Raw genomic sequence first — 451 nt, 5'->3', positions numbered from 1 at the left:
GTAGAGCGGACCCAACACGGCGTCGAGTCCCGAGCCGGCAACGGCGGTCGCTCCCGGTGGGATCGCCCAGACGAGGCCGTGCGAACCGTTCGTCGCGACCGCGAAAGCGACGAGCAGTGGTTCGACGGCGAGGAGTCCGACGCGGCCGGGCGTCACCCACTGGGAGTGGCTGACGTACTGCGCGACGAAGATGAGCCAGAGGACCGGAACCGCCGTCGAGGCGGCGAAGGAGATTTTCCACCAAAGCGCTTGCGCCGCCACGGAGTCGAACCCCAACTGGATCGAGTACGCGAGTGCGGAGATCCCGACCGCAATGTGGAGCACCGTGATCTCCGGCCCGCAGCGGAGGTCGCTGTGGCGCCATCCGAGAGTCGCCACCGCTGCGTAGACGGCGACAGTCACGAAGCCGACCGCGGAGATCGCAGTGAGTGTCCACGACATACGAGAGTAG

The 451-nt window shown here is 67.2% G+C and carries 1 protein-coding gene; it reads right to left on the bottom strand.

From position 1 onward, the window contains the following. Nucleotides 1–441 (bottom strand): histidine kinase N-terminal 7TM domain-containing protein (locus tag D3D01_RS22860; RefSeq protein ID WP_147439999.1); only part of this gene is annotated, 441 nt, incomplete at its 3' end. Nucleotides 442–451: the final 10 nt, after the last annotated feature.

Source organism: Haloarcula sp. Atlit-7R (assembly GCF_003666065.1).
GTDB classification, from domain to species: Archaea; Halobacteriota; Halobacteria; order Halobacteriales; family Haloarculaceae; genus Haloarcula; species Haloarcula taiwanensis.
Note: the sequence above shows the minus strand (reverse complement) of the source record. Positions and strands in the feature narration are given on the sequence as shown.